At 74.4% G+C, this 23,286-nt stretch carries 26 protein-coding genes; 13 read left to right on the top strand and 13 right to left on the bottom strand.

Features of this window, described 5'->3' with window-relative positions; translation table 11 throughout:
• Positions 1–41 precede the first annotated feature (41 nt).
• Both KPL59_RS27425 and KPL59_RS27420 read right to left on the bottom strand, forming a co-directional pair.
• Positions 42–236 (bottom strand): hypothetical protein, encoded by a 195-nt coding sequence (locus tag KPL59_RS27425; RefSeq protein WP_020626584.1) that lies wholly within the window; start codon positions 234–236, stop codon positions 42–44.
• A 166-nt stretch (positions 237–402) separates the two neighbouring features.
• The gene (locus KPL59_RS27420; RefSeq protein ID WP_226358181.1) at positions 403–960 is read right to left on the bottom strand and encodes an NUDIX domain-containing protein; all 558 of its coding nucleotides are present in this window, start codon (positions 958–960) and stop codon (positions 403–405) included.
• Positions 961–1,069: 109 nt separating this feature from the next.
• Here KPL59_RS27420 and dop point away from each other — a divergent pair, with 109 nt between their 5' ends.
• The 6 genes from dop (at position 1,070) to KPL59_RS27390 (ending at position 6,446) form a co-directional block, all read left to right on the top strand.
• A complete protein-coding gene (dop, locus tag KPL59_RS27415; protein ID WP_226362840.1) occupies positions 1,070–2,578 on the top strand; it encodes a depupylase/deamidase Dop in 1,509 nt (502 codons plus the stop codon).
• Positions 2,579–2,696: 118 nt separating this feature from the next.
• A complete protein-coding gene (locus KPL59_RS27410) occupies positions 2,697–2,894 on the top strand; it encodes a ubiquitin-like protein Pup (protein WP_020626587.1) in 198 nt (65 codons plus the stop codon).
• 165 nt (positions 2,895–3,059) lie between these two features.
• Positions 3,060–3,947, top strand: coding sequence for a proteasome subunit beta (gene prcB / locus KPL59_RS27405; protein WP_226358175.1), 888 nt, complete (start codon positions 3,060–3,062; stop codon positions 3,945–3,947).
• Positions 3,948–3,987: 40 nt separating this feature from the next.
• On the top strand, positions 3,988–4,803 hold the full coding sequence (prcA, locus tag KPL59_RS27400; protein WP_060711846.1) for a proteasome subunit alpha: 816 nt from the start codon (positions 3,988–3,990) through the stop codon (positions 4,801–4,803).
• An 83-nt stretch (positions 4,804–4,886) separates the two neighbouring features.
• On the top strand, positions 4,887–5,318 hold the full coding sequence (locus KPL59_RS27395) for a hypothetical protein (protein WP_020626590.1): 432 nt from the start codon (positions 4,887–4,889) through the stop codon (positions 5,316–5,318).
• A 102-nt stretch (positions 5,319–5,420) separates the two neighbouring features.
• Positions 5,421–6,446, top strand: a complete 1,026-nt coding sequence (locus tag KPL59_RS27390; protein ID WP_226358174.1) for an LLM class flavin-dependent oxidoreductase — start codon at positions 5,421–5,423, stop codon at positions 6,444–6,446.
• Between the two features lie 96 nt (positions 6,447–6,542).
• Here KPL59_RS27390 and KPL59_RS27385 read toward each other — a convergent pair whose 3' ends face one another.
• Positions 6,543–7,490 (bottom strand): LysR family transcriptional regulator, encoded by a 948-nt coding sequence (locus KPL59_RS27385; protein WP_226358173.1) that lies wholly within the window; start codon positions 7,488–7,490, stop codon positions 6,543–6,545.
• 73 nt (positions 7,491–7,563) lie between these two features.
• Between KPL59_RS27385 and KPL59_RS27380 the strand changes: the two genes are divergently transcribed.
• Positions 7,564–8,520, top strand: coding sequence for a DMT family transporter (locus KPL59_RS27380; protein ID WP_226362478.1), 957 nt, complete (start codon positions 7,564–7,566; stop codon positions 8,518–8,520).
• Positions 8,521–8,542: 22 nt separating this feature from the next.
• Here KPL59_RS27380 and fdhD read toward each other — a convergent pair whose 3' ends face one another.
• Positions 8,543–9,370, bottom strand: a complete 828-nt coding sequence (fdhD, locus tag KPL59_RS27375; RefSeq protein WP_226358171.1) for a formate dehydrogenase accessory sulfurtransferase FdhD — start codon at positions 9,368–9,370, stop codon at positions 8,543–8,545.
• Between the two features lie 50 nt (positions 9,371–9,420).
• Between fdhD and KPL59_RS27370 the strand changes: the two genes are divergently transcribed.
• The gene (locus KPL59_RS27370) at positions 9,421–10,209 is read left to right on the top strand and encodes a molybdenum cofactor guanylyltransferase (RefSeq protein WP_226362477.1); all 789 of its coding nucleotides are present in this window, start codon (positions 9,421–9,423) and stop codon (positions 10,207–10,209) included.
• A 73-nt stretch (positions 10,210–10,282) separates the two neighbouring features.
• Here KPL59_RS27370 and KPL59_RS27365 read toward each other — a convergent pair whose 3' ends face one another.
• Positions 10,283–10,837 carry a TetR family transcriptional regulator gene (locus KPL59_RS27365; protein WP_226362476.1) on the bottom strand — a complete coding sequence of 185 codons (555 nt, stop codon included), beginning with the start codon at positions 10,835–10,837 and terminating at the stop codon, positions 10,283–10,285.
• 45 nt (positions 10,838–10,882) lie between these two features.
• Between KPL59_RS27365 and KPL59_RS27360 the strand changes: the two genes are divergently transcribed.
• Positions 10,883–11,791: an SDR family oxidoreductase gene (locus tag KPL59_RS27360; protein ID WP_226358169.1), complete on the top strand. Its 909-nt coding sequence runs from the start codon at positions 10,883–10,885 to the stop codon at positions 11,789–11,791.
• 4 nt (positions 11,792–11,795) lie between these two features.
• Here KPL59_RS27360 and KPL59_RS27355 read toward each other — a convergent pair whose 3' ends face one another.
• The 3 genes from KPL59_RS27355 to KPL59_RS37185 all read right to left on the bottom strand — a co-directional run bounded on the left by KPL59_RS27355 (position 11,796) and on the right by KPL59_RS37185 (position 14,336).
• Positions 11,796–13,028: an MFS transporter gene (locus KPL59_RS27355; RefSeq protein WP_374111673.1), complete on the bottom strand. Its 1,233-nt coding sequence runs from the start codon at positions 13,026–13,028 to the stop codon at positions 11,796–11,798.
• Positions 13,029–13,092: 64 nt separating this feature from the next.
• Positions 13,093–13,743 (bottom strand): methyltransferase domain-containing protein, encoded by a 651-nt coding sequence (locus tag KPL59_RS27350; protein ID WP_226362475.1) that lies wholly within the window; start codon positions 13,741–13,743, stop codon positions 13,093–13,095.
• A gap of 2 nt (positions 13,744–13,745) precedes the next feature.
• A complete protein-coding gene (locus KPL59_RS37185; protein WP_308187983.1) occupies positions 13,746–14,336 on the bottom strand; it encodes an amidohydrolase family protein in 591 nt (196 codons plus the stop codon).
• Positions 14,337–14,443: 107 nt separating this feature from the next.
• Between KPL59_RS37185 and KPL59_RS37180 the strand changes: the two genes are divergently transcribed.
• Positions 14,444–15,076, top strand: coding sequence for a hypothetical protein (locus KPL59_RS37180; protein WP_308187963.1), 633 nt, complete (start codon positions 14,444–14,446; stop codon positions 15,074–15,076).
• Positions 15,077–15,254: 178 nt separating this feature from the next.
• Here KPL59_RS37180 and KPL59_RS27340 read toward each other — a convergent pair whose 3' ends face one another.
• Positions 15,255–16,832 carry a phosphatase PAP2 family protein gene (locus tag KPL59_RS27340; protein WP_226362474.1) on the bottom strand — a complete coding sequence of 526 codons (1,578 nt, stop codon included), beginning with the start codon at positions 16,830–16,832 and terminating at the stop codon, positions 15,255–15,257.
• 42 nt (positions 16,833–16,874) lie between these two features.
• Here KPL59_RS27340 and pafA point away from each other — a divergent pair, with 42 nt between their 5' ends.
• Positions 16,875–18,230: a Pup--protein ligase gene (gene pafA / locus KPL59_RS27335; protein ID WP_226362473.1), complete on the top strand. Its 1,356-nt coding sequence runs from the start codon at positions 16,875–16,877 to the stop codon at positions 18,228–18,230.
• Positions 18,231–18,274: 44 nt separating this feature from the next.
• On the opposite strand, the gene glsA (KPL59_RS27330) is transcribed toward pafA, so the two are convergent.
• The 4 genes from glsA (KPL59_RS27330) to KPL59_RS27315 form a co-directional block, all read right to left on the bottom strand.
• On the bottom strand, positions 18,275–19,270 hold the full coding sequence (gene glsA / locus KPL59_RS27330) for a glutaminase A (RefSeq protein WP_226362472.1): 996 nt from the start codon (positions 19,268–19,270) through the stop codon (positions 18,275–18,277).
• Positions 19,271–19,335: 65 nt separating this feature from the next.
• Positions 19,336–19,539 (bottom strand): hypothetical protein, encoded by a 204-nt coding sequence (locus tag KPL59_RS27325; protein WP_226358178.1) that lies wholly within the window; start codon positions 19,537–19,539, stop codon positions 19,336–19,338.
• A gap of 36 nt (positions 19,540–19,575) precedes the next feature.
• Complete coding sequence (gene glsA, locus KPL59_RS27320) at positions 19,576–20,637, bottom strand: glutaminase A (protein ID WP_226362471.1); 1,062 nt, start codon at positions 20,635–20,637, stop codon at positions 19,576–19,578.
• Between the two features lie 63 nt (positions 20,638–20,700).
• A complete protein-coding gene (locus KPL59_RS27315) occupies positions 20,701–20,940 on the bottom strand; it encodes a hypothetical protein (protein ID WP_060711863.1) in 240 nt (79 codons plus the stop codon).
• 193 nt (positions 20,941–21,133) lie between these two features.
• Here KPL59_RS27315 and KPL59_RS27310 point away from each other — a divergent pair, with 193 nt between their 5' ends.
• Both KPL59_RS27310 and KPL59_RS27305 read left to right on the top strand, forming a co-directional pair.
• Positions 21,134–22,126 (top strand): YafY family protein, encoded by a 993-nt coding sequence (locus KPL59_RS27310; protein WP_226362470.1) that lies wholly within the window; start codon positions 21,134–21,136, stop codon positions 22,124–22,126.
• Positions 22,123–23,163 (top strand): YafY family protein, encoded by a 1,041-nt coding sequence (locus tag KPL59_RS27305; protein WP_226362469.1) that lies wholly within the window; start codon positions 22,123–22,125, stop codon positions 23,161–23,163. Before KPL59_RS27310 ends, KPL59_RS27305 begins: the two co-directional genes overlap by 4 nt.
• Positions 23,164–23,286: the final 123 nt, after the last annotated feature.

The raw sequence follows: 23,286 nt of genomic DNA, 5'->3' as shown, positions 1-23,286 counted from the left end.
CATCCCCACCCCGGGGTGCGGGCCCGTCGGCGTACCGGGGGTCAGGACCTGCGGGCGTCCGGCTCGCGCCGGGCCGTGTGCTCGCGACGCGTGGTCGAGCTCGCGGCGACGCGCTGCTCGTGCCGCTCGGCGGCCAGTGCCGCCTCCACCGCGGCCTGCACGGCGGCGGTGTTGACATCGGGATCGATCAGCCTGGCGGCGGCGAGGGATCGGGCCGAGACCGAGATGCTGACCATGGTGGCTCCTGGAACTGTCGCGTGGTGGGTGTGGTGGTCCGTCGGGGAGGCCTCACGCTGGGCCCTTCCCGGGGTGGCGTCGCGCGACCCGCTCGGCATGGACCGATTCAGGTACCGGTGTGGGTGACATATGTTACCCATTGGTAAACGCGCTGGCCCGAGGACTTTAACGGACGAGATCTGCCAGGAGGAGGCGGGTGACGTAGAGGCCGTCGGGGACCCAGGGCCGGTCCGGGGTGCCGACCCGGGCCACCAGCTCGTCGAGGGTCCACCAGCCGCCCTCGGCCACCTCCGAGGGCTGGTGGGTCACCGGGCCGTCGGAGAAGGCGCGGTAGACGTGCACGTGGGCCCGCAGCCCGTCCGGGCCGGTGCCGGGCCCGGTGTCGACGCCCAGCGCGGCGGCGTCGAAGGGGACCACGGCGAGCTTCTCCAGCGGCACGCCGGTGACGCCGAGCTCCTCGCCCAGCTCGCGGGCGGCGCCGTCGTCGGGCGTCTCGCCCTCGTCGAGGACCCCGCCGGCCAGGCAGTCCCACATCCCGGCCATGACCAGCTTGGTGTCGGTGCGCCGGTGCACGTAGGCCCGCGTGCCGTCGGCGGAGCGGAGCAGGACCGCGGTCGTGGCGTGCCACAGCGAGCGGGCGTAGACCTCGCCGCGCTCGGCGACGCCGGTGGGCCTGCCCTCGGCGTCGAAGACGGTCAGGCGCTCACGTGCGGGATCGGTCACGCCACGATGATCCCGCCGGGCCGCGGTGCACCCCGGACCGGGGCGGGGACGGTTAGTCTCGTGCAATGCACTCTCGCGCAGGGGGCCGGTCGTGACGGCCCGCCGGATCATGGGCACCGAGGTGGAGTACGGCATCGCCGTGCCGGGTGACCCCACCGCGAACCCCGTCGTCACCTCGACGCAGGTGGTGCTCGCCTACGCCGCCGCGGCGGACGTGCCCCGCAACCGTCGGGCGCGCTGGGACTACGAGGTCGAGTCGCCGCTGCGCGACGCCCGCGGGTTCGACCTGTCGGCGCCGTCGCTGGCGCCGCAGCTCGACACCGACCTCGACGACCTCGGTGCGGCGAACGTCATCCTCACCAACGGTGCTCGGTTCTACGTCGACCACGCCCACCCGGAGTACTCCACACCCGAGGTCCTGTCCCCGCGCGACGTCGTGACCTGGGACAAGGCCGGCGAGCGGATCATGCTGGAGGCGGCGAACCGCGCGACCACCGTGCCGGGCGCGCCGCGGATGCAGCTGTACAAGAACAACGTCGACGGCAAGGGCGCCAGCTACGGCTCCCACGAGAACTACCTGATGGCCCGCTCGACGACGTTCCCGTCGATCGTCACCGGGCTGACCCCGTTCTTCGTGACCCGTCAGGTCGTCTGCGGCGCCGGCCGGGTCGGCCTGGGCCAGCAGGGCGACGAGGCCGGCTACCAGATCGCCCAGCGCTCGGACTACGTCGAGGTCGAGGTCGGCCTGGAGACCACGCTCAAGCGCGGCATCATCAACACCCGCGACGAGCCGCACGCCGCCGCCGACAAGTACCGCCGCCTGCACGTCATCATCGGCGACGCGAACCTGTCCGAGGTCGCGACGCTGCTCAAGGTCGGCACCACCGCCCTGGTCCTCGACATGATCGAGAAGGGGCGCTCGTTCGAGGACCTGCGCCTGGCCGAGCCGGTGAAGTCGGTCTCGCGGATCAGCCACGACCCGACGCTGCAGCGGACCGTCCCGCTGGCCGACGGCCGTCACCTCACCGCACTGCAGATCCAGCAGGAGTACCTGGCCCGCGCGGTCGAGCACCTGGAGCAGACGGTCTCCCCGCGCCGCGAGGAGTGGGACCCCGACACCCGCGAGGTCGTCGAGGAGTGGGAATCGGTGCTGGTCGACCTGGAGCGCGACCCGATGCTGACCGCCGACCGGCTCGACTGGACGGCCAAGCTCAAGCTGCTCGAGGCCTACCGCGAGCGCGACGGCCTGACCTGGGCGTCGGGCCGGCTCGGGATGGTCGACCTGCAGTACTCCGACGTCCGGCTGGCGAAGGGCCTCTACAACCGGCTGGTCACCCGAGGGTCGATGCGCCGGCTGGTCACCGAGGAGCAGGTCGCCGCGGCGATGACCGAGCCGCCCGAGGACACCCGGGCCTACTTCCGCGGCACCTGCATGGGCCGGTTCCCGGTCGAGGTCGCCGCCGCGTCGTGGGACTCGGTGATCTTCGACCTGGGGCGTGAGTCCCTGGTCCGGATCCCGACGCTGGAGCCGCTGCGCGGAACCCGCAAGCACGTGGGGGAGCTGTTCGAGGCGGTGTCGACGGCCGAGGAGCTGGTCGACAAGCTCACCGCCTCCTGAGCCGTCCCGCCGGGAAGCGGATCACACGCCGCCGCGCAACAGGCGATTTTGTCGCCCCCGGTGGGTAGGGTGAGCAGGCAGGCAATTCTCTGCGAGGAGATCTGCAAGGAGGAGCGTCATGTCCCAGGAGCAGACCAAGCGCCAGGGTGGCGGCGACGGAGACGACGAGTCCGGCGAGAACGCGTCCGGATCCGGCCAGGAGCGCCGCGAGAAGCTCGGTGAGGACGTCGACACCATCCTCGACGAGATCGACGACGTGCTGGAGGAGAACGCGGAGGACTTCGTGCGGTCCTACGTGCAGAAGGGCGGTGAGTGAGCTCCACGGGGCCATTCACCGTGCCGCACCCCGGCACCAGCAGTACCGTCCCGGCCGGGTCCGCACCTGCGGGCCCGGCCGTGCCGGAAGGGCCGCCGACCCCCGCCGAGGTGGGGGAGCGGCACCCCCGGCGCACGCAGTTCGAACGAAAGGCACGTCCGAGAGATGGAGTTCCGGCCGTCGGTCACCTCCGGGCTGGTGCCCGGGCACCACACGGGTCAGCTCGGCACCTTCCTGACCGGGTCGCAGTCGTTCTCCGACTTCGTCGGCGGCGCGGCCCCGCACCTGCTCCCCGGCGCGGGCCTGGACCGGACAGCCGGTCCCGGCACCTCCGCCGACGCCCTGGGCGTCCCGCACGGCACCACGATCGTCGCGCTGCTGTTCTCCGGCGGTGTCGTGATCGCCGGTGACCGGCGCGCGACCGCGGGCAACGTGATCGCCCAGCGCGACATCGAGAAGGTGTTCGTCACCGACACCCACTCCGCGGTCGGCATCGCCGGCTCCGCGGGGATCGCGCTGGAGATGGTCCGGATGTTCTCGGTGGAACTCGAGCAGTACGAGAAGCTCGAGGGCGTCCCGCTCTCGCTGGACGGCAAGGCCAACAAGCTCGCCGGGATGGTCCGCCAGAACCTGGGCGCGGCGATGCAGGGCTTCGTCGTCGTCCCGCTGTTCGCGGGCTACGACACCCACGCCGCCGACCCGGCCCAGGCCGGCCGGATCGTCACCTTCGACCCCACCGGCGGGCGGTACGACGAGAACCTCGGCTTCCATGCCGTGGGATCGGGCTCGGTGTTCGCCAAGTCCTCGCTGAAGAAGCTGCACGACCCGGCCGCGGGCCTCGACGGCGCGGTGCGCACCGCGATCGAGGCGCTCTACGACGCCGCGGACGACGACACCGCCACCGGCGGGCCGGACACGGTGCGGCGCATCTACCCGGTGGTCGTCGGCATCACCGCCGAGGGCGCCGTGCGCCGCGACGAGGCCGAGATCGCCGCCGTCGTCGACCAGGTGATCGCCGGGCGCCGGGAGCGCCCGGGCGGACCGTCCCGCTGACCCCCTCCCCGCACGAAGCACGAGCCTGGAGCGCCTCCCCATGACGATGCCGTTCTACTCCTCCGTCGACCAGCTGCTGCGCGACCGTTCCGAGCTGGCCCGCAAGGGCATCTCGCGTGGCCGCAGCGTGGTCGTGCTGACCTACGCCGGTGGCGTGCTGTTCGTCGCGGAGAACCGGTCGACGGCCCTGCACAAGGTCTCCGAGATCTACGACAAGATCGGCTTCGCCGCGGTCGGCCGGTACAACGAGTTCGAGAACCTGCGCACCGGCGGGATCCGGATGGCCGACTTCCGCGGGTTCACCTACGACCGGCGCGACGTGACCGGCCGGATGCTGGCCAACGCCTATGCCCAGGCGCTGGGCACGGCGTTCGTCGAGCAGCAGAAGCCGTTCGAGGTGGAGCTGTGCGTCGCCGAGGTGGGCGTCGAGGCCTCCGGGGACCAGCTGTACCGGATCACCTACGACGGCTCGATCACCGACGAGCCGCGGTTCGTCGTCATGGGCGGGCAGACCGAGCCGATCTCGCAGAAGCTCTCCGAGACCTACGCGCACGGCCTGGAGCTGGGCGCGGCGATCGAGGTCGCGCTCGGCGGGCTGCAGGTGCCCGGGGCGGACCCGGCGTCGGCCGGCAACGGCGCGAACGCGCAGCCGCGGGTCCTGGGCGCCGAGGCGCTCGAGGTCGCGGTGCTCGACCGGACCCGCCCGCGGCGGACCTTCCGTCGTCTCGAGGGGGCGGCGCTGGCGGACCTGCTGCCGGCCGCGAACCGCGGCACCGAGGAGCCGGAGCCCGACGTGGCGGGCGGGGACGACAGCCCGGCCGCCGGCGGGGCGCTGGGTGGGGACGGGGCGTCCTGACCCGCTTCTCCGCGACCACCGCGTCCGAGGCCGTCGTCACGGCCTCGCGTGACGACGTCTGGCGCGTCCTGACCGACCCCGCCGTGCTGCCGACGTTGACGCCGCTGCTCAACCGGATCGAGGCCGACCCCGCGCGGGACGCCGCCGTCGACGGCTACGAGCTGTGGCGCTGGCACATGGTGCGGATCGCGGTGCTCGGGGTGGGCATCAAGCCGGTGTTCACCGAGCGGATGACCTTCGTCGAGGGCAAACGGATCGAGTTCACCCACGCACCGCCCGCCGGAGCCACCGAGTGGGCGGGGGCGGAGGGCTACTACGCGTTGAGCGACGCCGAGCCGGAACCGGACGGCACGCCCGCGACACATCTGGAGATCTCGCTGACCGTCGACGTCGACATGCCGCTGTCGCGGCTCGCCGCGCCGGTGGTGACCCGCACGATGAAGGCGACGATGGACGTGACCGGGGACCGGTTCGGAGCGAACCTGCTGCGTCGCCTGGGGGCCCGCGAGCGCTAGTCCTGTCCGGGGTGGTCGACCAGCACCACCACCCCGCCGTGCGGTGCCTCCGGCCCGTGGAACCCGTGGCATGATTGAGCCATCAACCAAATGGGGGACCGGATGAGCGAGATCATCTTCGGCATGGACACCTTCGGCGACGTCCCGGTGGGCGACGACGGCACGCTGCTGTCGCACCCGCAGGCCATCCGCCAGGTCGTCGACGAGGTGGTGCTCGCCGACGGGGTGGGCGTCGACGTCGTCGCGCTGGGGGAGCACCACCGCCCCGAGTACGCGATCTCCACCCCGGAGACGGTGCTCGCCGGCATCGCGACCCGGACCTCCCGGATCCGGCTGTCCTCCGGCGTCACCGTCCTCAGCTCGGACGACCCGGTGCGGGTGTACCAGCGCTTCGCCACGCTCGACGCGCTGTCCGACGGCCGCGCCGAGGTGATCGTCGGCCGCGGATCGTTCACCGAGTCCTTCCCGCTGTTCGGCTACTCCATGAACGACTACGAGCGGCTGTTCGAGGAGAAGCTCGAGCTGTTCGTGCAGCTCCTCGACGAGAAGCCGGTGACCTGGCCGGGTGGGACCCGCGCCGCGATCGACGGCATCGAGGTCTTCCCGACGACCGGCCGCCGGCTGCCCGTGTGGGTCGGCGTCGGCGGCTCCCCGGAGTCGGTGGTGCGCACCGCCCGCCACGACCTGGGCCTGATGCTGGCCATCATCGGCGGCCCCGCCGGACGGTTCGCGCCCTACGTCGACCTCTACCACCGCGCCGTCGAGCAGTTCGGGCACGCGGCGAAGCCGGTGGGCATGCACTCGCCGGGCTTCGTCGCCGACACCGACGCCGAGGCGAAGGAGATCTTCTTCGCCCCCTACAAGGCGCAGATGGACCGGATCGGCGCCCAGCGCGGCTGGCCCCCGCTGGACCGCGCCCGGTTCGAGTCCGAGGTCGCCGACGGGGCGCTGCACGTCGGGTCCCCGGAGACGGTGGCCCGCCGCATCGCCGACTCGGTGCGCTCGCTGGGCGCCCAGCGCTTCGACCTGATCTACACCGTCGGCCCGCAGCCGATCTCGGCCCGCCTCCGTGCTGTCGAGCTGTACGGCACCCGCGTGATCCCGATGGTCCGCGACATGCTCGCCTGAGCGGATCCACACCCGCTCCCGGGCAGCCACACCCATTGCGACGGGTGTGGCTGGCGGCCAGGGGGTGTGGCTGCGGGCCGGGGCGGTCAGGTGGGGTCAGGTGGGGATGATGCGGGCCGCGGCGGCGCGCAGGCCGTCGACCAGGGCGCGCAGCGCGGGCAGGTCGGCGTCGGACCCGCGGGTGGCCAGCACCAGGGAGCGGCCCGCCGCGGGCCGGCAGGGGAGCAGCCGGACGCCGTCGTCGGCGGTGACCGGGACCGGGCCGGTGCCGCCGGGGACGGCCGACCCCGCCACCGCCATGCCCGGGACCAGCGCGATCGCGAGCCGCGCGCGGACCAGCGCCAGCTGGGTGGCGAAGTCGCCGACCCGGTAGCGGATGTCCGGCTCGAACCCGACACCGCGCAGCAGCTGCAGCAGCGCCGCGTAGGGCTCGGTGCCGACCGGGCCGGAGGTCCACACCCGCCCGGCCAGGGTGCGCAGCGGCACCGGGTCGGGACCGGTGAGCGGGTCGTCGGCGGGGACGGCGAGCATCGCGGGCTCGGTGGCCAGTGCGGTCACCCGGATCCCGGCGGGCAGCCGGGCCGGGGCCTGCGTCCAGCTCTCCATGAGCACCGCGTCCAGGTCGCGGGACTGCAGGGCGGGCAGCAGGTCGACGACCTCGCCGTCGTCGACGGTGGGGACCAGCCGGGGGTGTGCGGCGGCCAGTCCGTCGATGACCTCGGGCAGCAGCGTGCGCAGCGCGCTCGCGACCGAGCCGATCCGCAGCGGTCCTGCGGCGTAGTCGTGCAGCGCGGCGAGGTCGCGCTCGGCACCGGCGACGGTCGCCGCCGCGGCGGCCGCGTGCCCGGCCAGCACGTGTCCGGCGGCGGTGAGCCGGATGCCGCGCCCGTCCGGTTCGACGAGCCGGGTGCCGGTCTCGCGTTCGAGCTTGCGCAGCTGCTGGGTCACCGCCGGCCCGGTGATGTGCAGTGCGGCCGCGGCGGCGCCGACCGAGCCGTGCTCGGCGACGGCGTCGAACACGCGCAGCCGGTCCCAGGAGATCACATAGCAGAGCTTAGCGGTATCGGGTAGGAACAATCATTGGATCTTCGCGGTGCCGAGAGGGATCGTGGATCACGTGAACGCACGCACCGCCCCCGACCCGCACTCCGCCCTGCTCCTGCTCGCCGGCGCCTCCGTCCTGGCCTGGACCGGCATCCTCGTCGCGATGGCGGGTACCGACCCGGCGACGGCGTCGTTCTGGCGGTGCGTGCTCGCCCTGGTCGTGCTGGGTCCGTGGGCACTGGCCGAGTACCGGCGGGTGGGCGGGCTCCCGCTCGCGACGGTCGGCACCTCGCTGCTGTCCGGGGTCTTCCTGGGTGCGGACTTCCTGCTCTGGACCCACGCGGTGCTCGACGCGGGCGCCGGGATCGCGAACGTCGTGCTCAACATCCAGGTGCTGGCGCTGCCGCTGATCGCCTGGATCGTCGCGGGCGAGCGGGTCCCGCGCAGGCTGGTGTACGCCGCGCCGCTGCTGCTGGGCGGCATCGCCCTGGCCGGCGGGGTGCTCGGCGCCGGCGTCGGGGGGCCGGAACCGGTGCGTGGCGCGGTGCTCGGCACCCTCGCCGGGATCGCCTACGCCGGCTTCCTGCACCTGAACCGCTCGGTGTCGCGGCGCCGTCCGCGCCACCTGGTGACCCCGGTCGCGCTGGCGACCGTCGGGGCCGGGCTGACCTGCGGGCTCGTCGGCGTCGCCGGGGGCGGGATCGCGGTCGCACTGTCCGCGACGACATGGGCCTGGCTGATCGTGCTGGCCCTGACCGGGCAGGTGGTCTCCTGGGTGCTGATCGGCCGCGGCTCGGCCGGGCTGGCGCCGGGCACCGCGGGCGCACTGCTGCTGGTGCACCCGGTGCTGTCGGTGGTGCTCGGCATGCTGGTGCTCGGGGAGACCCTCACCGGCTGGCAGGCCGCGGGCTGCGCGTTGGTCGTCGCCACCGTCGCCGCACTGGTCGGCCCGGCCGGGACCGCGGGGCGGCTGCGCCGGGTGGTGGACCGGCACGAGCGGGCCTGGGCCACGCTCACTCCGCGCGTCTGACCACCGCCGGGCGCGGCGGCACTCACAGGTCGATGCGCTCGGCCCCGGTGTAGACGTTGCCGGTGTCGCCGCGCAGGAACCCGACCAGGGTCATCCCCGACTCCTCGGCCAGCTCCACCGCCAGCGACGACGGCGCCGACACGGCCGCGAGCATCGGCACCCCGGCCATCACGGCTTTCTGTACGAGCTCGAACGACGCCCGCCCGGACACCATCAGCACGGTGCCCGCCGCGGGCACCCGGCCGTCCATCACCATCCGGCCCAGCACCTTGTCCACCGCGTTGTGCCGGCCCACGTCCTCACGGGCGGCGAGCAGGCCACCGTCGGCGTCGAACAGGGCGGCGGCGTGCAGCCCACCGGTGGAGCCGAACACCTTCTGGTGCGCGCGCAGCCGGTCGGGCAGCTCCAGCAGCAGCTCCCGGCCGATCCGCAGCGGGTCCGCGGCCGGGGAGTGCCGGGTCTTGAGCTTCACCGCGTCCAGGGAGGCCTTCCCGCACACCCCGCACGACGAGGTCGTGTAGAAGTTGCGCTCCACCGACACGTCCGGCGGGGCGACGCCCTCGGCCAGGTCGACGTCGAGCACGTTGTAGGTGTTGCGGCCCTGCTCGTCGACGGAGTTGCAGTAGCGGGCCCCGGCCAGGTCCAGCCCGGAGCCGATCACACCCTCGGTCAGAAGGAACCCGTGCGCGAGTTCCACGTCGTGGCCGGGGGTGCGCATCGTGACCGTCAGCGCCTTCCCCCCGACGCGCAGCTCCAGCGGCTCCTCGGCGACGAGGGTGTCCGGCCGCGAGCGGGTGCTGCCGTCCGCGTTCAGGTGCAGCACCGGGCGCCGCACGGTGAGCCGTCCCATTCCGATCCCCTCCCGCTGTCGACCCCCAGGGTAGGAGGAGGATCGGCGGCGTGCGCGGGTACGGGGGTCGGCGGCCGGGGGCGGGGATCGTGCCGGCGGGCGGTGCCTCGTCGCGGATGGGGACGGCGAAGGCGTCGCTGGACTGGCACGGGGCGGCGCTGCTGACCCGCACCGTCGCCGTCCTGGGCCGGGCGGTGGACGGGCCGCTGGTCGTGGTCCGCGCCGCCGGGCAGGATCTGCCGGAGCTCCCGCCGGGCACCGAGGTCGTCGACGACCCGGTGCCGGGCCTCGGCCCGCTGCCCGCGATCGGTGCCGGGCTCGCCGCCGTCTCGGGCCGGGCGCAGGTGGCGTTCGTCGCGTCGGTCGACCTGCCGCTGCTGCATCCCGCGTTCGTCGCCCGGGTGCTGGACCTGCGCGGGGACCACGACGTCGCGCTGCCCGAGGCGTTCGGGCACCACCAGCCGCTCGCCGCCGCCTACGCCACCACGCTCGCCCCGGTGATCGACGGGCTGACCGCGGCCGGGCAGGGGCGCCCGCCGTCGCTGTTCGAGCGGGTCTCGGTCCGCCGGATCGGCGAGCAGACCCTGCGCAGCGACCCGGTGCTGGCCCGCCTCGACCCGGACCTGGCGTCGCTGACCAACGTCAACACCCCCGGCGAGCTCGCCGCCGCCCGGGCCCGGCCGCTGCCGGCGGTGCGGCTGCACGAGGGGGACCGGGGCCGCACCGTCCGCGCCCGCACGGCGGGGGAGCTGGGACGTCCGGTGGCGATGTCCGGCGGGACGGAGCCGCTGCCGTCGTGGTTCCCGCTGGTGACCGGCGACGAGCTCGACGGTCTCTGACGCGCCCTGGCTTCCCCGGGGTGCGGGGAGCCGGTGACACGCCCGCCGGTCCGACGGCGCGCTCCGGTGCCGGTCAGGCCGGGCGCAGCACGGTCGTGACGAACGCGGTCAGCTCGCGCCGCACGTACTCGGTCACCGGGAGGGCCGGGTCGAAGCTCCACCACAGCAACGTGCCCTGCCAGTAGGTCGCCAGCACCGCGCCCGCACCCGGCGGGCCCTCCAGACAGGTGTCCAGTATCCGGGCCAGCGCCTCCTTCCACTCGCGGCCGCGTCGGCGGGACTCGGGGTCCAGCAGGTCCTCGCGCAGCACGAGCAGCGCGTCGGCGTAGCTGTCGATGCCCCCGTACTGCGCGGAGAGCCCGACCAGGAAGGCGACGGCCCCCTCCGGCCCGGGCGCGGCGGCCTCGCCGAGCTCGGCGGTCCGCCACTCCAGCTGGTCCCAGGCGTGCATCAGCACCCGGTGCAGGAGCTCGGCCTTCCCGCCGAAGCGCTGCACCAGGGTGGCCGGGGCCAGACCGCTGACCTCGGCGAGCGCCGCGAACGTCAGCGCCTGGGCGCCGCCGGTGTGCAGGACGCCGAGGGCGAGGTCGAGGACGTCCGCGTCGGGGACCTGCTTGCGCCGGGGCATGACGCCAGCTTATATGAACGAACACTCGTTTACATAAGGAGGACCATGGACCTCACCGGACGCATCGCTCTGGTGGCCGGCGCGACCCGCGGCGCGGGCCGCGGCATCGCCGTCGAGCTGGGCGCCGCGGGCGCGGTCGTCTACTGCACCGGGCGCACCACCCGCGACCGTCGGTCCGAGTACGACCGCCCGGAGACGATCGAGGACACCGCCGACCTGGTCACCGCCGCGGGCGGGACCGGCATCGCGGTGCCGACCGACCACCTCGACCCCGCGGCGGTCGCCACGCTGGTGGCGCGCGTCGAGCGCGACCACGGCCGGCTCGACGTGCTGGTCAACGACATCTGGGGCGGCGAGATGATGGTGGAGTGGGACACCCCGGTCTGGGAGCACGACCTGGACAACGGGCTGCGCACCCTGCGCCTGGCGATCGACACCCACCTCGTCACCGCCCACCACGCGCTGCGGCTGCTCTCCCGGACCCCGGGTGGGCTCGTCGTCGAGATCACCGACGGCACCGACGCCTACAACGCCGAGAACTACCGGCTCAACGTCTTCTACGACCTGGCCAAGATCGCACCGATCCGGCTGGCCCGGTCCTGGGCGCACGAGCTGCGCGGGCACGGCGGAACGGCCGTCGCGGTCACCCCGGGCTGGCTGCGCTCGGAGATCATGCTGGAGCACTACGGGGTCACCGCCGACACCTGGCGCGACGCGTGCGCGGCCCAGCCGCACTTCGCGATCTCGGAGACACCGCGGTTCGTCGGCCGTGGCATCGCCGCGCTGGCCGCCGACCCCGACCGGCACCGCTGGAACGGCCGCTCCACCTCCTCGGGGGAGCTCGGCCGGGTCTACGGCGTCGACGACGTCGACGGGTCCCGCCCCGACGCCTGGCGCTACGTCACCGAGGTTCAGGACGCGGGTCTGCCCGCCGACACGACGGGCTACCGGTGACGGCTCACCTCGGGCTCCGGGGGTCACGACGGTCGAGCACCAGCAGCGCCGCCAGCGCCAGCAGCGCGAGCACCGCGACCGCCACACAGAACACGATGCCCGCGGTCCGCAGCCCCCACGCCTGGCTCGCCGCCCCCAGCCCGACCACCGGCAGCGAGATCGCGACGTAGAGCACCACGAAGTACGACGACGTCGTCCCCGCCCGCTGGTGGGCCTCCACCCGCGCGTTCACCGCGGCCAGGCCCTTGGAGAACGTCATCCCCTGACCGACGCCCGCGACCACCGCGCCGACGACCAGCTCCACCATCGAGCCCCGCGCCACCGACACCGCGACGAGCGCCGCCCCGGCCGCCAGCAGCACACAGCCCAGGTGCAGGATCCGCCCGGTCGGCGCGGTGCGGACCGCGAGCTGGGCGAGCACCGAGGCGCCCAGCAGCAGCAGCGACATCGCCCCGGCGACGGCGTGGCTCGGGTTCCCGATCAGCTCGGACACGATCCGCGGGGACAGCGCGGTGAACAGGCCCAGCACCGCGAACCCGGCGACCCCGGCCGTCGCGGCGACCCCGAACACCGCGCGCACCGCAGGCGGGACCTCGGGGCGCTGGGGCCGCAGCACCGGGCGCGCGGGCAGGTCGGTCACGGTCTCCGGTGCGCCCAGCACGAGCAGCCCGCACAGCGCGACGGCGACGGCGTGCACCGCGAAGGACAGGTGCAGCGGCGCCGGCAGGTACTCCACGGCCGCCCCGGCGAGCGCCGCGCCCAGCCCGAGCCCGCCGATGTTCGCGACGGTCGCGACCGCGGCCCCGCGTTCCCGCCAGGACTCCGGCGCGGCCTCGATGACCGCGGCGGTCGCCGCCCCGGCGAAGATGCCGGCGGAGAAGCCGGACAGCAGCCGTCCGACCAGCAGCACCCACACCGGGCCCGCCACCAGGAACACCAGGCTCGACGCGAGCGACAGCGCCACCCCCGCCAGCAGCATCGGCCGCCGTCCCAGCTGGTCCGACCACCGTCCGGTGACCAGCAGCGCGGCGAGCACCCCGACCGCGTAGACGGCGAAGATCACCGTCTGGACGGTGGCGGAGAACCCGAGCTCGCGCTGGTAGAGCGCATACATCGGGGTCGGCATCGTCGCCCCGAGCATGACCACGGCGAACGTCACGGCCAGGCCGGCGAAGGCGGCGGCCCGAGGCAGTCGGAGGATGGCGGAACCCCTTCCGGAGGTCGTTGCGCGGCGCACCGCTGATCATCGCAGCTGGTCGGTGCGACGGCATCCGCAGCGCCCGACACCCCCCGCCGCACGGTCAGGGACGGCGCAGGACGTGCAGGTCCACCCCGTCGGGCAGCGGCCGGGTCGTGACGGTCCAGACCTCCCGGGCCGCGGCGAGCCAGCGCGGCGTCTCGGGACGGCCCGGATCGGCGAGCCACACCTGCCCGTCGGGGGCGGTCACCCGCGGCAGCAGCGCGGCGAGCGCGTCGGCGGCGGCCACGCCGTAGAGCACGTCGGCGGCCAGCACCAGGTCCCAGCGCGCGCCGCCGTCGCCCGCCCGGTCGAACGGGACCGCCGCGGTGCCCACCGCCAGCCCGCACCGGCGGGCCGCCGCCGCGACCCAGGCGACGGCGGCGGCCGACCGGTCGATGGCGAGCACCGTCCCGGCCCCGGCACGGGCCGCGGCCAGCGACGGCAGCCCCAGCCCGCACCCCAGCTCCAGCACCCGACGCCCGGCGAGCCGCTCCGGACCGGCATCGTCGACCGCGTGCGCCAGCGCCCGGCCCGATGGCCAGAGCCGCGCCCAGTGGGGCGGGTGCAGCTCCTCGCTGGCACCGGGCCCCGGCACCGGCTCGAACGCCACGACGTCCGGGTCGGCCGGGCGCAGCACCGTCAACGTTCCGGACGGCAGCGCGACCTCCTCCAGCACCCCCGGCCCGGACGGCCCTGCGACCCGTCGGTGCACCCTCAGACCCCCGAGCGGTGCGTCCAGCGCCCCCCGACCAGCGTCCCGGCCACCGGCATGGCGCGCAGCACCGCCGGCGCGCAGGAGGTGGGGTCGGCCTCGGTGAGCACGAGGTCGGCCCGGGCGCCGACGGTGACCGCCGCGGTCGCGCCGTCGACCACCCCGAACGACGCGCCGAGCGCGGTCGCCCGGTCGATCTCCTGCTCGGGGTGCCAGCGGTCCCGGTCGTCGGCGGTGCGGTGCACGGCCGCGGCGAGCGCAATCCACGGGTCCAGCGGCGCGACCGGGGCGTCCGAGCCGAGCGCGAGGCGGGCTCCGGCGCGGTGCAGCGACGCGACCGCGAACGCCCGGTCGGTGCGGCCCGCCCAGAGCCGGTCGGCGACGTCGCGGTCGTCGAGGGCGTGCTCGGGCTGCACGCTCGCGACCAGGCCGAGACCCGCGAAGCGGGGGACGTCGTCGCCGGTCAGCAGCTGGGCGTGCTCGACCCGCCCGCGGGCCCCGGTCGCGGCGAACGCGTCGAGGACCAGGGTGTTGGCGTGGTCGCCGATGGCGTGCAGGGCCGCGGTGAGCCCGCCCGCGTGCGCCCGGGCCAGCAGCGGGCGCAGCTTCGTCCGGCGGCACCAGCAGCAGCCCGCACGGGTGCTCCAGGGGGTTCTCCGGCGGTGCGGGGTAGGGGTCGTAGCAGTAGGCGGTGCGGGTGTTGAGCGACCCGTCGGTGATCACCTTCAGCGGCCCCGCGGTGAGCAGCCCGCCGGTGCCCTCGACGACGTCGCCGGTGCGCAGCCCGGTGGCCAGGGCGTCGTCGAGGCGGTCGGGCCACACCGATGCCTCGACCCGCAGCCCGGTCGTGCCGCCGGCGATCCGGCGTCGCCAGTCCGGCAGCGACCACGGCGCCTCGAAGTCGACGACGCCGACCACCCCGCGTGCCGAGGCCGCGGACGCGGCGTCGGCGACGAACCCGTCGAGGGCCCCGGTCGGCGCGTCCTGGAGCGCGGGGGAGACGACGGCGAAGAACTCCGACTCCCGGATCCGGCCGGTCGGGTGCCCGTCGTGCCCGAAGCGGGCCAGCGCGGCGCCGTTGAGCCAGCCCTGGTGCAGGTCCCCGGACACGAGCACGACGGGGGTGTCACCGGTGACCGGGTCGAGCAGCGAGCGGTGCGCCTCGTCGGGCCACAGCGCGTCGCGGAACCCGAACCCGACCAGCACCTCACCGGCGGCCGGTGGCGCGGTCGCCAGCCGCCGTGCGACGAGCGCCACGGCGTCGGCGGCCGAGCGGGCGCCGGACACGTCCAGCCTGCGGCGGGCCAGCGCCCACTGGGCCATGTGCACGTAGTGGTCCCACAACCCCGGCAGCAGCGCCCGCCCGTCGCACTCGACGACCTCGGCGCCGCCCGGGTCGAGCCCGGCGCCCACGGCGCGCACCCGGCCCCCGTCCAGGAGCACGTCGACCGGATCGCCCAGGCCGTCGCAGCCGGGCCGCAGCGGGCGGACCGAGCGCAGCAGCACGGGTCTCACCCCTGGAACGGGCGGTCCCGCCCGGTCCAGCGCTCCTCGTCGCGGCGGTAGACCGGGATCGGCTTCTCGGCGAGCCGGAAGGTGTAGCGCCCGGCCTCCTCGACGACCTCGCCGTCGGTGGCCAGCATGCTCGGCTCCAGCAGCTCGACGTCGAGGCTGGGCACCTCCCGCTGGTGGTAGACCCGGCTGTGCCCCAGGGCGCCCAGGATCAGCGCGATCACGACCCGCAGCCGGGAGAACCGCACGTCGGCACGCAGCCAGCGCACGTCGAGCAGGCCCGAGTCCAGCGTCGGCCGCCACGCCGGGACCGCGCCGCGCGGGTAGTACGGGCCGTTCCCGACGAACAGGAACCACACCTTGTACCAGCGGCCCTCGATCTTCACGCTGATCTTCTCCGAGCGCTGCAGCACAGTGATCAGCGCCGCGGCGAACGCCGGCCACTTGCCGTAACGCGGCTGCCACTGCTCCCGCAGCCGCACCAGCTCCGGGTAGGAGCCGATCGAGGCGGTGTTGATGAAGTAGCGGGTGCGGGTGACCGAGATGTCCTCGGGGTCGTCGAGCCGGCCCGGGTGGGCCTCGACCAGCGCCAGGTCGACCGCGACGGCCTCCCCGGCCTGGGCGGCGTCGACGGCCTCCTGGGTGTCGTAGACGCCGACGTCGCGCGCGAAGTGGTTCAACGTCCCGCCCGGCACGACGACCAGCGGCAGCCCGTGCCGGTCCGCGACCGCGGCGGCGGTGGCGACGGTGCCGTCCCCGCCCGCGACACCCACGGCGCGCACCCACTGCCCGCGCTCGGCCAGCGCGTCCTCCAGCATGTCCTCGACCTTCACCCCGTCCCCGACCACCAGGTGGTGCGCCGCGGGCAGCCGCTCCCGGACCTCCTCGGACACGTCGGTGTCGGGCGGCCCGGAGAACGGGTTCGACACGATGACCAGGCCCTCGCCCTGCGGCAACGCCGGCACGGTGTCGATCGGGCGGGCGCGGGCCTCGTCGCTGGGGCGCACCGGCCACCAGCGGTTCGTCAGCTTCGCCACGCCGGTGCCGATCGCCGCGCCGACGAGCACGTCGGAGGTCCAGTGCACCCCCACGTGCACCCGTGACCAGCCCACCAGCGCCGCCAGCGGCACCACGACCGGTGCGGCCCGGCGGTTCTCCATCACCACCGCCGTCGCGAACGCCGCGGCCGAGGCGGCGTGCCCCGACGGGAACGACGACGACGACGGCGGGTCGGCCACCGTCCGGTAGACCGGCAGCTCGGCCGCGGCCGGGCGCCGGCGCGGCAACAACGGCTTGAGCAGCGCGTTCGCGGTGAAGCTGGTCAGCGCGATGGACGCGATCCCGCGCATCGCCGCCTTGCGCCCGGCTCCCCGGCGCACCGACAGCACCGCGGCGATCGCGAACCACAGCACGCTGTGGTCGGCGGTGCGGGTCAGCCGCCGCAGCGAGGTGTCCACCCGGCTCGGTGGACGGCTCGAGATGAACTCGGTGACCGCCCGGTCGGCCCGGGACACCGAGTCCGCCCCGCGGTCCAGTCGACGGGACCTGCGGGCGACGCGTTCGAACCATCCACTCACAGTCGTGACAGTAGAGGGGGTCGGGCGCCTACCCTGAACGGCATGCAGCGTCGGATCTTCGGGGTCGAGACGGAGTTCGGTGTCACGTGCACCTTCCACGGGCAGCGCCGGCTGTCCCCGGACGAGGTGGCGCGCTACCTCTTCCGTCGGGTGGTGTCGTGGGGCCGGTCCTCCAACGTCTTCCTCCGCAACGGTGCCCGTCTCTACCTCGACGTCGGGTCGCACCCCGAGTACGCCACGGCGGAATGCGACTCCCTGACCCAGCTGGTGTCCCACGACAAGGCCGGTGAACGGATCCTCGAGGACCTCCTCGTCGACGCGGAACGACGGCTGGTCGACGAGGGCATCGGCGGCGACATCTACCTGTTCAAGAACAACACCGACTCCGCGGGCAACTCCTACGGCTGCCACGAGAACTACCTCGTCGCGCGGCAGGGCGAGTTCTCCCGGATCGCCGACGTGCTCCTGCCGTTCCTGGTCACCCGCCAGCTCATCTGCGGTGCCGGGAAGGTCCTGCAGACCCCGCGCGGCGCGGTCTACTGCCTGTCCCAGCGCGCCGAGCACATCTGGGAGGGCGTCTCCTCCGCGACGACCCGGTCCCGGCCGATCATCAACACCCGCGACGAGCCGCACGCCGACGCCGAGCGCTACCGGCGGCTGCACGTGATCGTCGGGGACTCGAACATGTCCGAGGTGACGACCCTGCTCAAGGTCGGGTCGGCCACCCTGGTGCTGGAGATGATCGAGGCCGGCGTCCAGTTCCGGGACTTCACCCTGGACAACCCGATCCGCGCGATCCGCGAGATCAGCCACGACCTCACCGGGCGCCGCCCGGTGCGGATGGCCGGTGGCCGGGAGGCCTCGGCGCTGGACATCCAGCGCGAGTACCACGCCCGCGCCGTCGAGTACCTGGAGGCGACCGGGCACCCGGACCCGGCGATGGCGCGCGTCGTCGAGCTGTGGGGGCGCACGCTGGACGCCATCGAGTCCCAGGACCTGTCGAAGATCGACCGCGAGATCGACTGGGCGATCAAGCACCGGCTGGTGGAGCGCTACCGGGCCAAGCACGATCTGGACCTGTCCAGCGCCCGGGTCGCCCAGCTCGACCTGGCCTACCACGACGTCCGCCGCGGCCTGTTCGACATGCTGCAGCGCAAGGCGCTGGTCGACCGGGTCACCGACGACGGCGAGATCGAGGCCGCGAAGGACACCCCGCCGCAGTCGACCCGGGCGAAGCTGCGCGGTGACTTCATCGCCGCGGCCCAGGCCGCCGGGCGGGACTTCACCGTCGACTGGGTGCACCTGAAGCTGAACGACCAGGCCCAGCGCACCGTGCTGTGCAAGGACCCGTTCCGCGCCGTCGACGAGCGGGTGGACCGCCTGATCGCCTCGCTCTGACCGCCGCCCCCGGGGTGGGAGTGCACCCGCCCCGGGGCCACGGCTCAGTCCGGCTGGGCGATCCGGCCGAACCGCGACTCCTGCGGGTCGGCGAACACGTGCAGCCCGAACCGCGACGACAGCTCCCGGTAGACCGCGACCCCGCGCACCGAGTTGCCGTGCCTGTCCAGGCCGGGGGAGTACACGCCGAGCCCGAACCAGCGCGGCAGTACACCCATGATCCCGCCGGACACCCCGCTCTTGGCCGGGATGCCGACGTCGTGCGCCCACTCACCCGCGGCGTCGTACATGCCGCACATGCTCATCACGCTGATCACCGTGCGCAGGTGCTCGCGGGACAGCGCCCGCTCACCGGTCAGCGGGTTGACCCCGCCGTGCGCGAGCGTCGCGCCCATCACCGACAGCTCCGGCGCGGTGACCGTGATCGAGCAGGCGGCGAGGTAGACGTAGAGGGTGTCGTCGATGTCGCCGTGCAGCATCCCCAGGCTCCGCATGAGGTAGCTGAGCCCGAGGTTGCGGTCGTTGGAGACGAGCTGCTCGTCGAGGACGTCCTGGTCGATCTCCAGCGACGGGTTGCCGGTGTAGACGCGGTTGCGCTCCAGCAGCCGCCCGGCCCGCTCCTCCTTCGTCGCTCCCTGCACCATGTTCGCCGCGACCAGCGCCCCGGCGTTGATCATCGGGTTGAACGGGCGGTGGTGCACCTGGTCGAAGGTGATGGAGTTGAACGGGTCCCCGGAGGGCTCCACGCCGATCCGGCGCAGCGTCTCGGCCAGGCCGTTGTCCTCCAGCGCGAGCCCGTAGGTGAAGACCTTCGAGATCGAGTGCAGTGGGAAGCGGACCTCGCAGTCGCCGACCTGCCACTGCGTGCCGTCGACGTTCGTGCCGGCCAGGCCGAACTCCTCGGCCCGGGCCTCCATCTCCGGCGGGTAGTAGCTGACGACCTCCTCGCCGGGCAGCAGGATGCCGCTCCCCGCGGTGCAGGTGCTGCGGAGCTCCTCGAACTGCTGCTGGACCAGTTCACGCTCGGCCTGGGCGACCATCGGTGTCCCTTTCGTCGGGGGTGTCCGGGCGCACCGTACCGACGGCGACGGGCCCGGCCGCGGGCTCAGCTGTCGCGCCGGGTGGACCAGGGGGCCCACCGACGGTCGTTCGGGCCTGCCGCGCCGAGGTCCTCCTCGTCCTCCGTCGCGGCCCACGACTCGCCGGAGGACGACCCGCCCGCGTAGGGGCCGAGGGCGTGGCCGTGCCACATGCGGTCGGCACGGCGGACCCGCCACTCCCGGAAGGCCCCCGCCGGGATCGCCCCCACGGTTTCCGTTCGCCGGGGCGACGGCCCGCGCCCCGGTCAGGGCGCCTCGCCGATCCCGTCGGGCAGCCAGCCGTCGCCGGAGGGGTACATCTCGGTGGTCTCCTCGCGCCGGCCCGGGCGCACGATCCGGCCCAGCCGCGACTCCGACGGGTCGGCGAACACGTGCAGCCCGAACCGGTCGGACAGCTCCCGGCACACCGCGACCCCGCGGACCGAGTTGCCGTGCCGGTCCAGCCCGGGTGAGTAGACACCGACCCCGATCGCGTCCGGGATCGCCGCCAGGATCGCCCCGGAGACGCTGGACTTGGCCGGGATGCCGACCTCGTAGGCCCACTGTCCGGCGGCGTCGTACATGCCGCACATGCTCATCACGCTCAGCACGTCCCGGGTGTAGGTGCGGGGCAGCGCGGGCACCCCGGTGAACGGGTTCGCCCCGCCCCGGGCCAGGGTCGCCGCCATCGTCGACAGCTCGCTCGCGGTGACCGTGACCGAGCAGGCCGCCAGGTAAACGTAGAGGTTGTCCTCGATGTTGCCGTGCAGCATCCCCAGGCTGCGCATCAGGTAGGACAGCGCGACGTTGCGGTCGTTGGAGACCAGCTGCTCGGCGAGGACGTCCTCGTCGACGGCCAGGTCGGGGTTGCCCGCGTAGATCCGCAGCCGGGTCAGCAGCCGCTCGACCTTCTCCTCCCGCGTCGCGCCGTGCACCAGGTTCACCGCGACCAGCGCCCCCGCGTTGATCATCGGGTTGAACGGGCGGTGGTTGACCTCGTCGAAGCTGATCGAGTTGAACGGGTCCCCGGACGGCTCGACCCCGACCCGTAGCAGGACCTCCTCGCGGCCGTTGTCCTCCAGCGCCAGGCCGTAGGTGAACACCTTCGAGATGGAGTGCAGCGGGAAGCGGACCCCGGCGTCGCCGACCTCCCACTGGGTGCCCTCGATGTCGGTGGCGGCCAGCCCGAACAGGTGCGACCGCTCGGCCATCGCCGGCGGGTAGTAGGCGACGACCCGCCCGTCGGGCACCCCACCGGGGCCCCCGATCGCCGCGTGCAGCTCCTCGAGCTGCCGCTGCACGATCGCGCGCTCGGTCTGCTGCTCCATCGGCGCCCCTCCCCGCGGACCGGTCCGTCCGTGCGGAGCGCAAACTAGATCACCGGCGCGCGGTCACTCGATCCCGGGCATGATCCGGCGCCGCAGCTCGGCCAGCTCGTCCTGGACCTCCGGGTCGGCCGGACCCGCCTTCTCCGGTGCCGGTGCGATCCCCATGGACCGCAGCAGCCCGGTCGCGGCCGCGGCCGGGTCCCCGGTCTCCCCGAGCACCGGGCGCAGGCCCTGGTCGGCCAGGTGGTGGAACACCAGGTTCACCACGGTCCACGGGTTGTAGGTCTCCTGCTCGCCGGACATGCGCCACCTCCACGTGCCGGTACGGCCGCGGCGCCGCACCCGGGGACGAGCCTTTGCCGTGCGCGGGCCGTCGTCAACGACCCTGTCGCAGGATGAGACACCGGTCAGCGGTGACCGGTACCCGGCGCGGTCCCGGGTGCCCGCGGCCCGGGGCGCCCGATCCGCCCCGTCCGGCCTGGCTACGATGCCCGTCGTGTCCTCCGCCCGCGCCGAGCGACTAGTCAACCTGGTGCTCTGCCTGATGTCGACGCGCCAGTACCTGTCCGCGGAACGGATCCGGTCCATCGTCCCCGGCTACGCCGACGGCGCCGGCGACGAGGCGTTCTTCCGGATGTTCGAGCGGGACAAGGCCGAGCTGCGCGAGCTGGGCGTGCCCCTGGAGACCGGTCACAACTCGGTGTTCGACACGGTCGAGGGCTACCGGATCGCCCGGGCCGACTACGAGCTCGGCGAGATCCACCTCGACCCGGACGAGGCGACCGTCGTCGCGCTGGCCGGGAACCTCTGGGACTCCCCCGAGCTGGCCGGGGCCGCGCACGGCGCGCTGGTGAAGCTGCGCGCCGCCGGCGTCGAGGTCGCCGAGACCCCGGCCGCGGCGATCCGCCCCGGTGCCGCCGCGGGCGAGCCGGCGCTCGCGCCGCTGTTGGGCGCGGTGCGCACCGGCCGCGTCGTCACCTTCGACCACCGCCGCGGGGGCCCCGCCGGGGAGCTGGTGCGGCGCACCGTCGAGCCCTGGGGTGTGGTGTCGTTCCGGGGCCGCTGGTACCTGGTGGGCCACGACCGGGACCGCGACGACGTGCGCTGCTTCCGGCTCTCCCGCGTCGAGGGCCCGGTCCGGGCGGTCGGGCCGGAGGGAGCGGTCACCGTGCCCGACGGCGTCGACCTGCGGGCGCTGGTGCGCGCCTCGGCGGGCCCGCAGCCGGTGTCGGGCACCGCGCGGGTCTGGGTGGCGGCGGGACGCGCGGCCGGGCTGCGCCGCACCGGCCGCGAGCGCGGGCCGCGCGAGCACGCGGGCCGACCGGGCGTGGAGATCGAGCTGGACCTGCGTGACCGGGGCACCGTCGCGCGCTGGCTGGCCGGGCACGGCCCGGACGTCGCCGTCCTCGACCCGCCGGAGCTGGCCCACGCGGTCCGCGAGCTGTGGGAGGCCGCGCTCGGCGCCGCAGCCCGGGGGGCCCGCACGTGAGCCGTCAGGGCGTCGCCCAGCGCCTGCCCCGGCTGTTGTCGCTGGTGCCCTACCTGCGCGCGCACCCAGGGGTGCCGGTCGCCGAGGCCGCCGAGGACTTCGGCGTCGACGAGCGACAGCTGCGCAAGGACCTGGAGCTGCTGTGGATGTGCGGCCTGCCCGGCTACGGGCCGGGTGACCTGGTCGACCTGTCCTTCGCCGGGGACACCGTCGACGTCGTCTTCGACGCCGGGCTGACCCGGCCGCTGCGCCTGACCACGACCGAGGCGACCGCGTTGCTCGTGGCGCTGCGCATGCTGCACCAGACCGCCGGGGTGGTCGACTCCGACGCCGTCGGGCGGGCCATCGCCAAGGTCGAGGCCGCGGTGGGGGAGGCGGCCGGTCCGGGCGGCCTGGTCACCGTCGAGTCCGGGATCGGCGAGCGCGACACCACCGCCGTCGTGCGCCGGGCCCTGGACCGCGGGCGCGCGCTGCGCATCGTCTACTTCACCGCGGGCCGCGACGTCGACCCGATGCGGCTGGTCGTCAGCGGCGGGCGCGGCTACCTGGAGGCGTGGTGCCGCCGGGCCGAGGACGTGCGGATGTTCCGCCTGGACCGGGTCGAGCAGGCCGAGGAGCTCGACGAACCGGCCCGCGCGCACCCCGAGGCACGGCCCGTCGACGTCTCGCACGGGCTGTTCAGCCCGCGTGCCGAGCACCGGTACGCGGTCCTGGAGCTCGAACCGGACGCCCACTGGGTCGCCGAGTACTACCCGGTCGACGAGGTGCGCACCGCCGCCGGCGAGCTGGTCGAGGGCGACCCGCCGCCCGGCGCGCCGGACCCGGTGCCCCCACCGGCGGGCGGCGACGACCGGCTGCGGGTGCTGCTCCGCTTCGCCGACGACGACTGGCTGGTCCGTCTCGTGCTCGGCCTCGGCGGCGCGGCCCGCATCCTCGAACCGCCCGAGCTGGCCACGGCGGTGCGCGACCGGGCCCGCGAGGCCCTGCGGACCGCCGACGCGTCACCCGGGGTCACCCCGCCGGGCACCGACGCGTGAATGCGACAGGATGACGACGACGGGATGAACACCGAGTGACCGTGGCCACGTCCGACGACGGGGGGACCGGGCGACCGATTCGCCCGTGTCTACACTCGGTCCTGACCCGGCCCGATCGACGCG

This window comes from Pseudonocardia sp. ICBG1142 (genome assembly GCF_020496255.1).
GTDB lineage: Bacteria > Actinomycetota > Actinomycetes > Mycobacteriales > Pseudonocardiaceae > Pseudonocardia.
This window is presented reverse-complemented; position numbering and strand designations above follow the sequence as displayed.

What these genes read in the sequence shown, in the direction of transcription:
- KPL59_RS27425 (WP_020626584.1), bottom strand. Translation starts at nt 236, where the DNA reads ATGGTCAGCATCTCGGTCTCGGCCCGATCCCTCGCCGCCGCCAGGCTG.
- dop (WP_226362840.1), top strand. Translation starts at nt 1,070, where the DNA reads ATGGGCACCGAGGTGGAGTACGGCATCGCCGTGCCGGGTGACCCCACC.
- KPL59_RS27410 (WP_020626587.1), top strand. Translation starts at nt 2,697, where the DNA reads ATGTCCCAGGAGCAGACCAAGCGCCAGGGTGGCGGCGACGGAGACGAC.
- prcB (WP_226358175.1), top strand. Translation starts at nt 3,060, where the DNA reads ATGGAGTTCCGGCCGTCGGTCACCTCCGGGCTGGTGCCCGGGCACCAC.
- prcA (WP_060711846.1), top strand. Translation starts at nt 3,988, where the DNA reads ATGACGATGCCGTTCTACTCCTCCGTCGACCAGCTGCTGCGCGACCGT.
- KPL59_RS27390 (WP_226358174.1), top strand. Translation starts at nt 5,421, where the DNA reads ATGAGCGAGATCATCTTCGGCATGGACACCTTCGGCGACGTCCCGGTG.
- fdhD (WP_226358171.1), bottom strand. Translation starts at nt 9,370, where the DNA reads ATGGGACGGCTCACCGTGCGGCGCCCGGTGCTGCACCTGAACGCGGAC.
- KPL59_RS27365 (WP_226362476.1), bottom strand. Translation starts at nt 10,837, where the DNA reads ATGCCCCGGCGCAAGCAGGTCCCCGACGCGGACGTCCTCGACCTCGCC.
- KPL59_RS27360 (WP_226358169.1), top strand. Translation starts at nt 10,883, where the DNA reads ATGGACCTCACCGGACGCATCGCTCTGGTGGCCGGCGCGACCCGCGGC.
- pafA (WP_226362473.1), top strand. Translation starts at nt 16,875, where the DNA reads ATGCAGCGTCGGATCTTCGGGGTCGAGACGGAGTTCGGTGTCACGTGC.
- glsA (WP_226362472.1), bottom strand. Translation starts at nt 19,270, where the DNA reads ATGGTCGCCCAGGCCGAGCGTGAACTGGTCCAGCAGCAGTTCGAGGAG.
- glsA (WP_226362471.1), bottom strand. Translation starts at nt 20,637, where the DNA reads ATGGAGCAGCAGACCGAGCGCGCGATCGTGCAGCGGCAGCTCGAGGAG.
- KPL59_RS27315 (WP_060711863.1), bottom strand. Translation starts at nt 20,940, where the DNA reads ATGTCCGGCGAGCAGGAGACCTACAACCCGTGGACCGTGGTGAACCTG.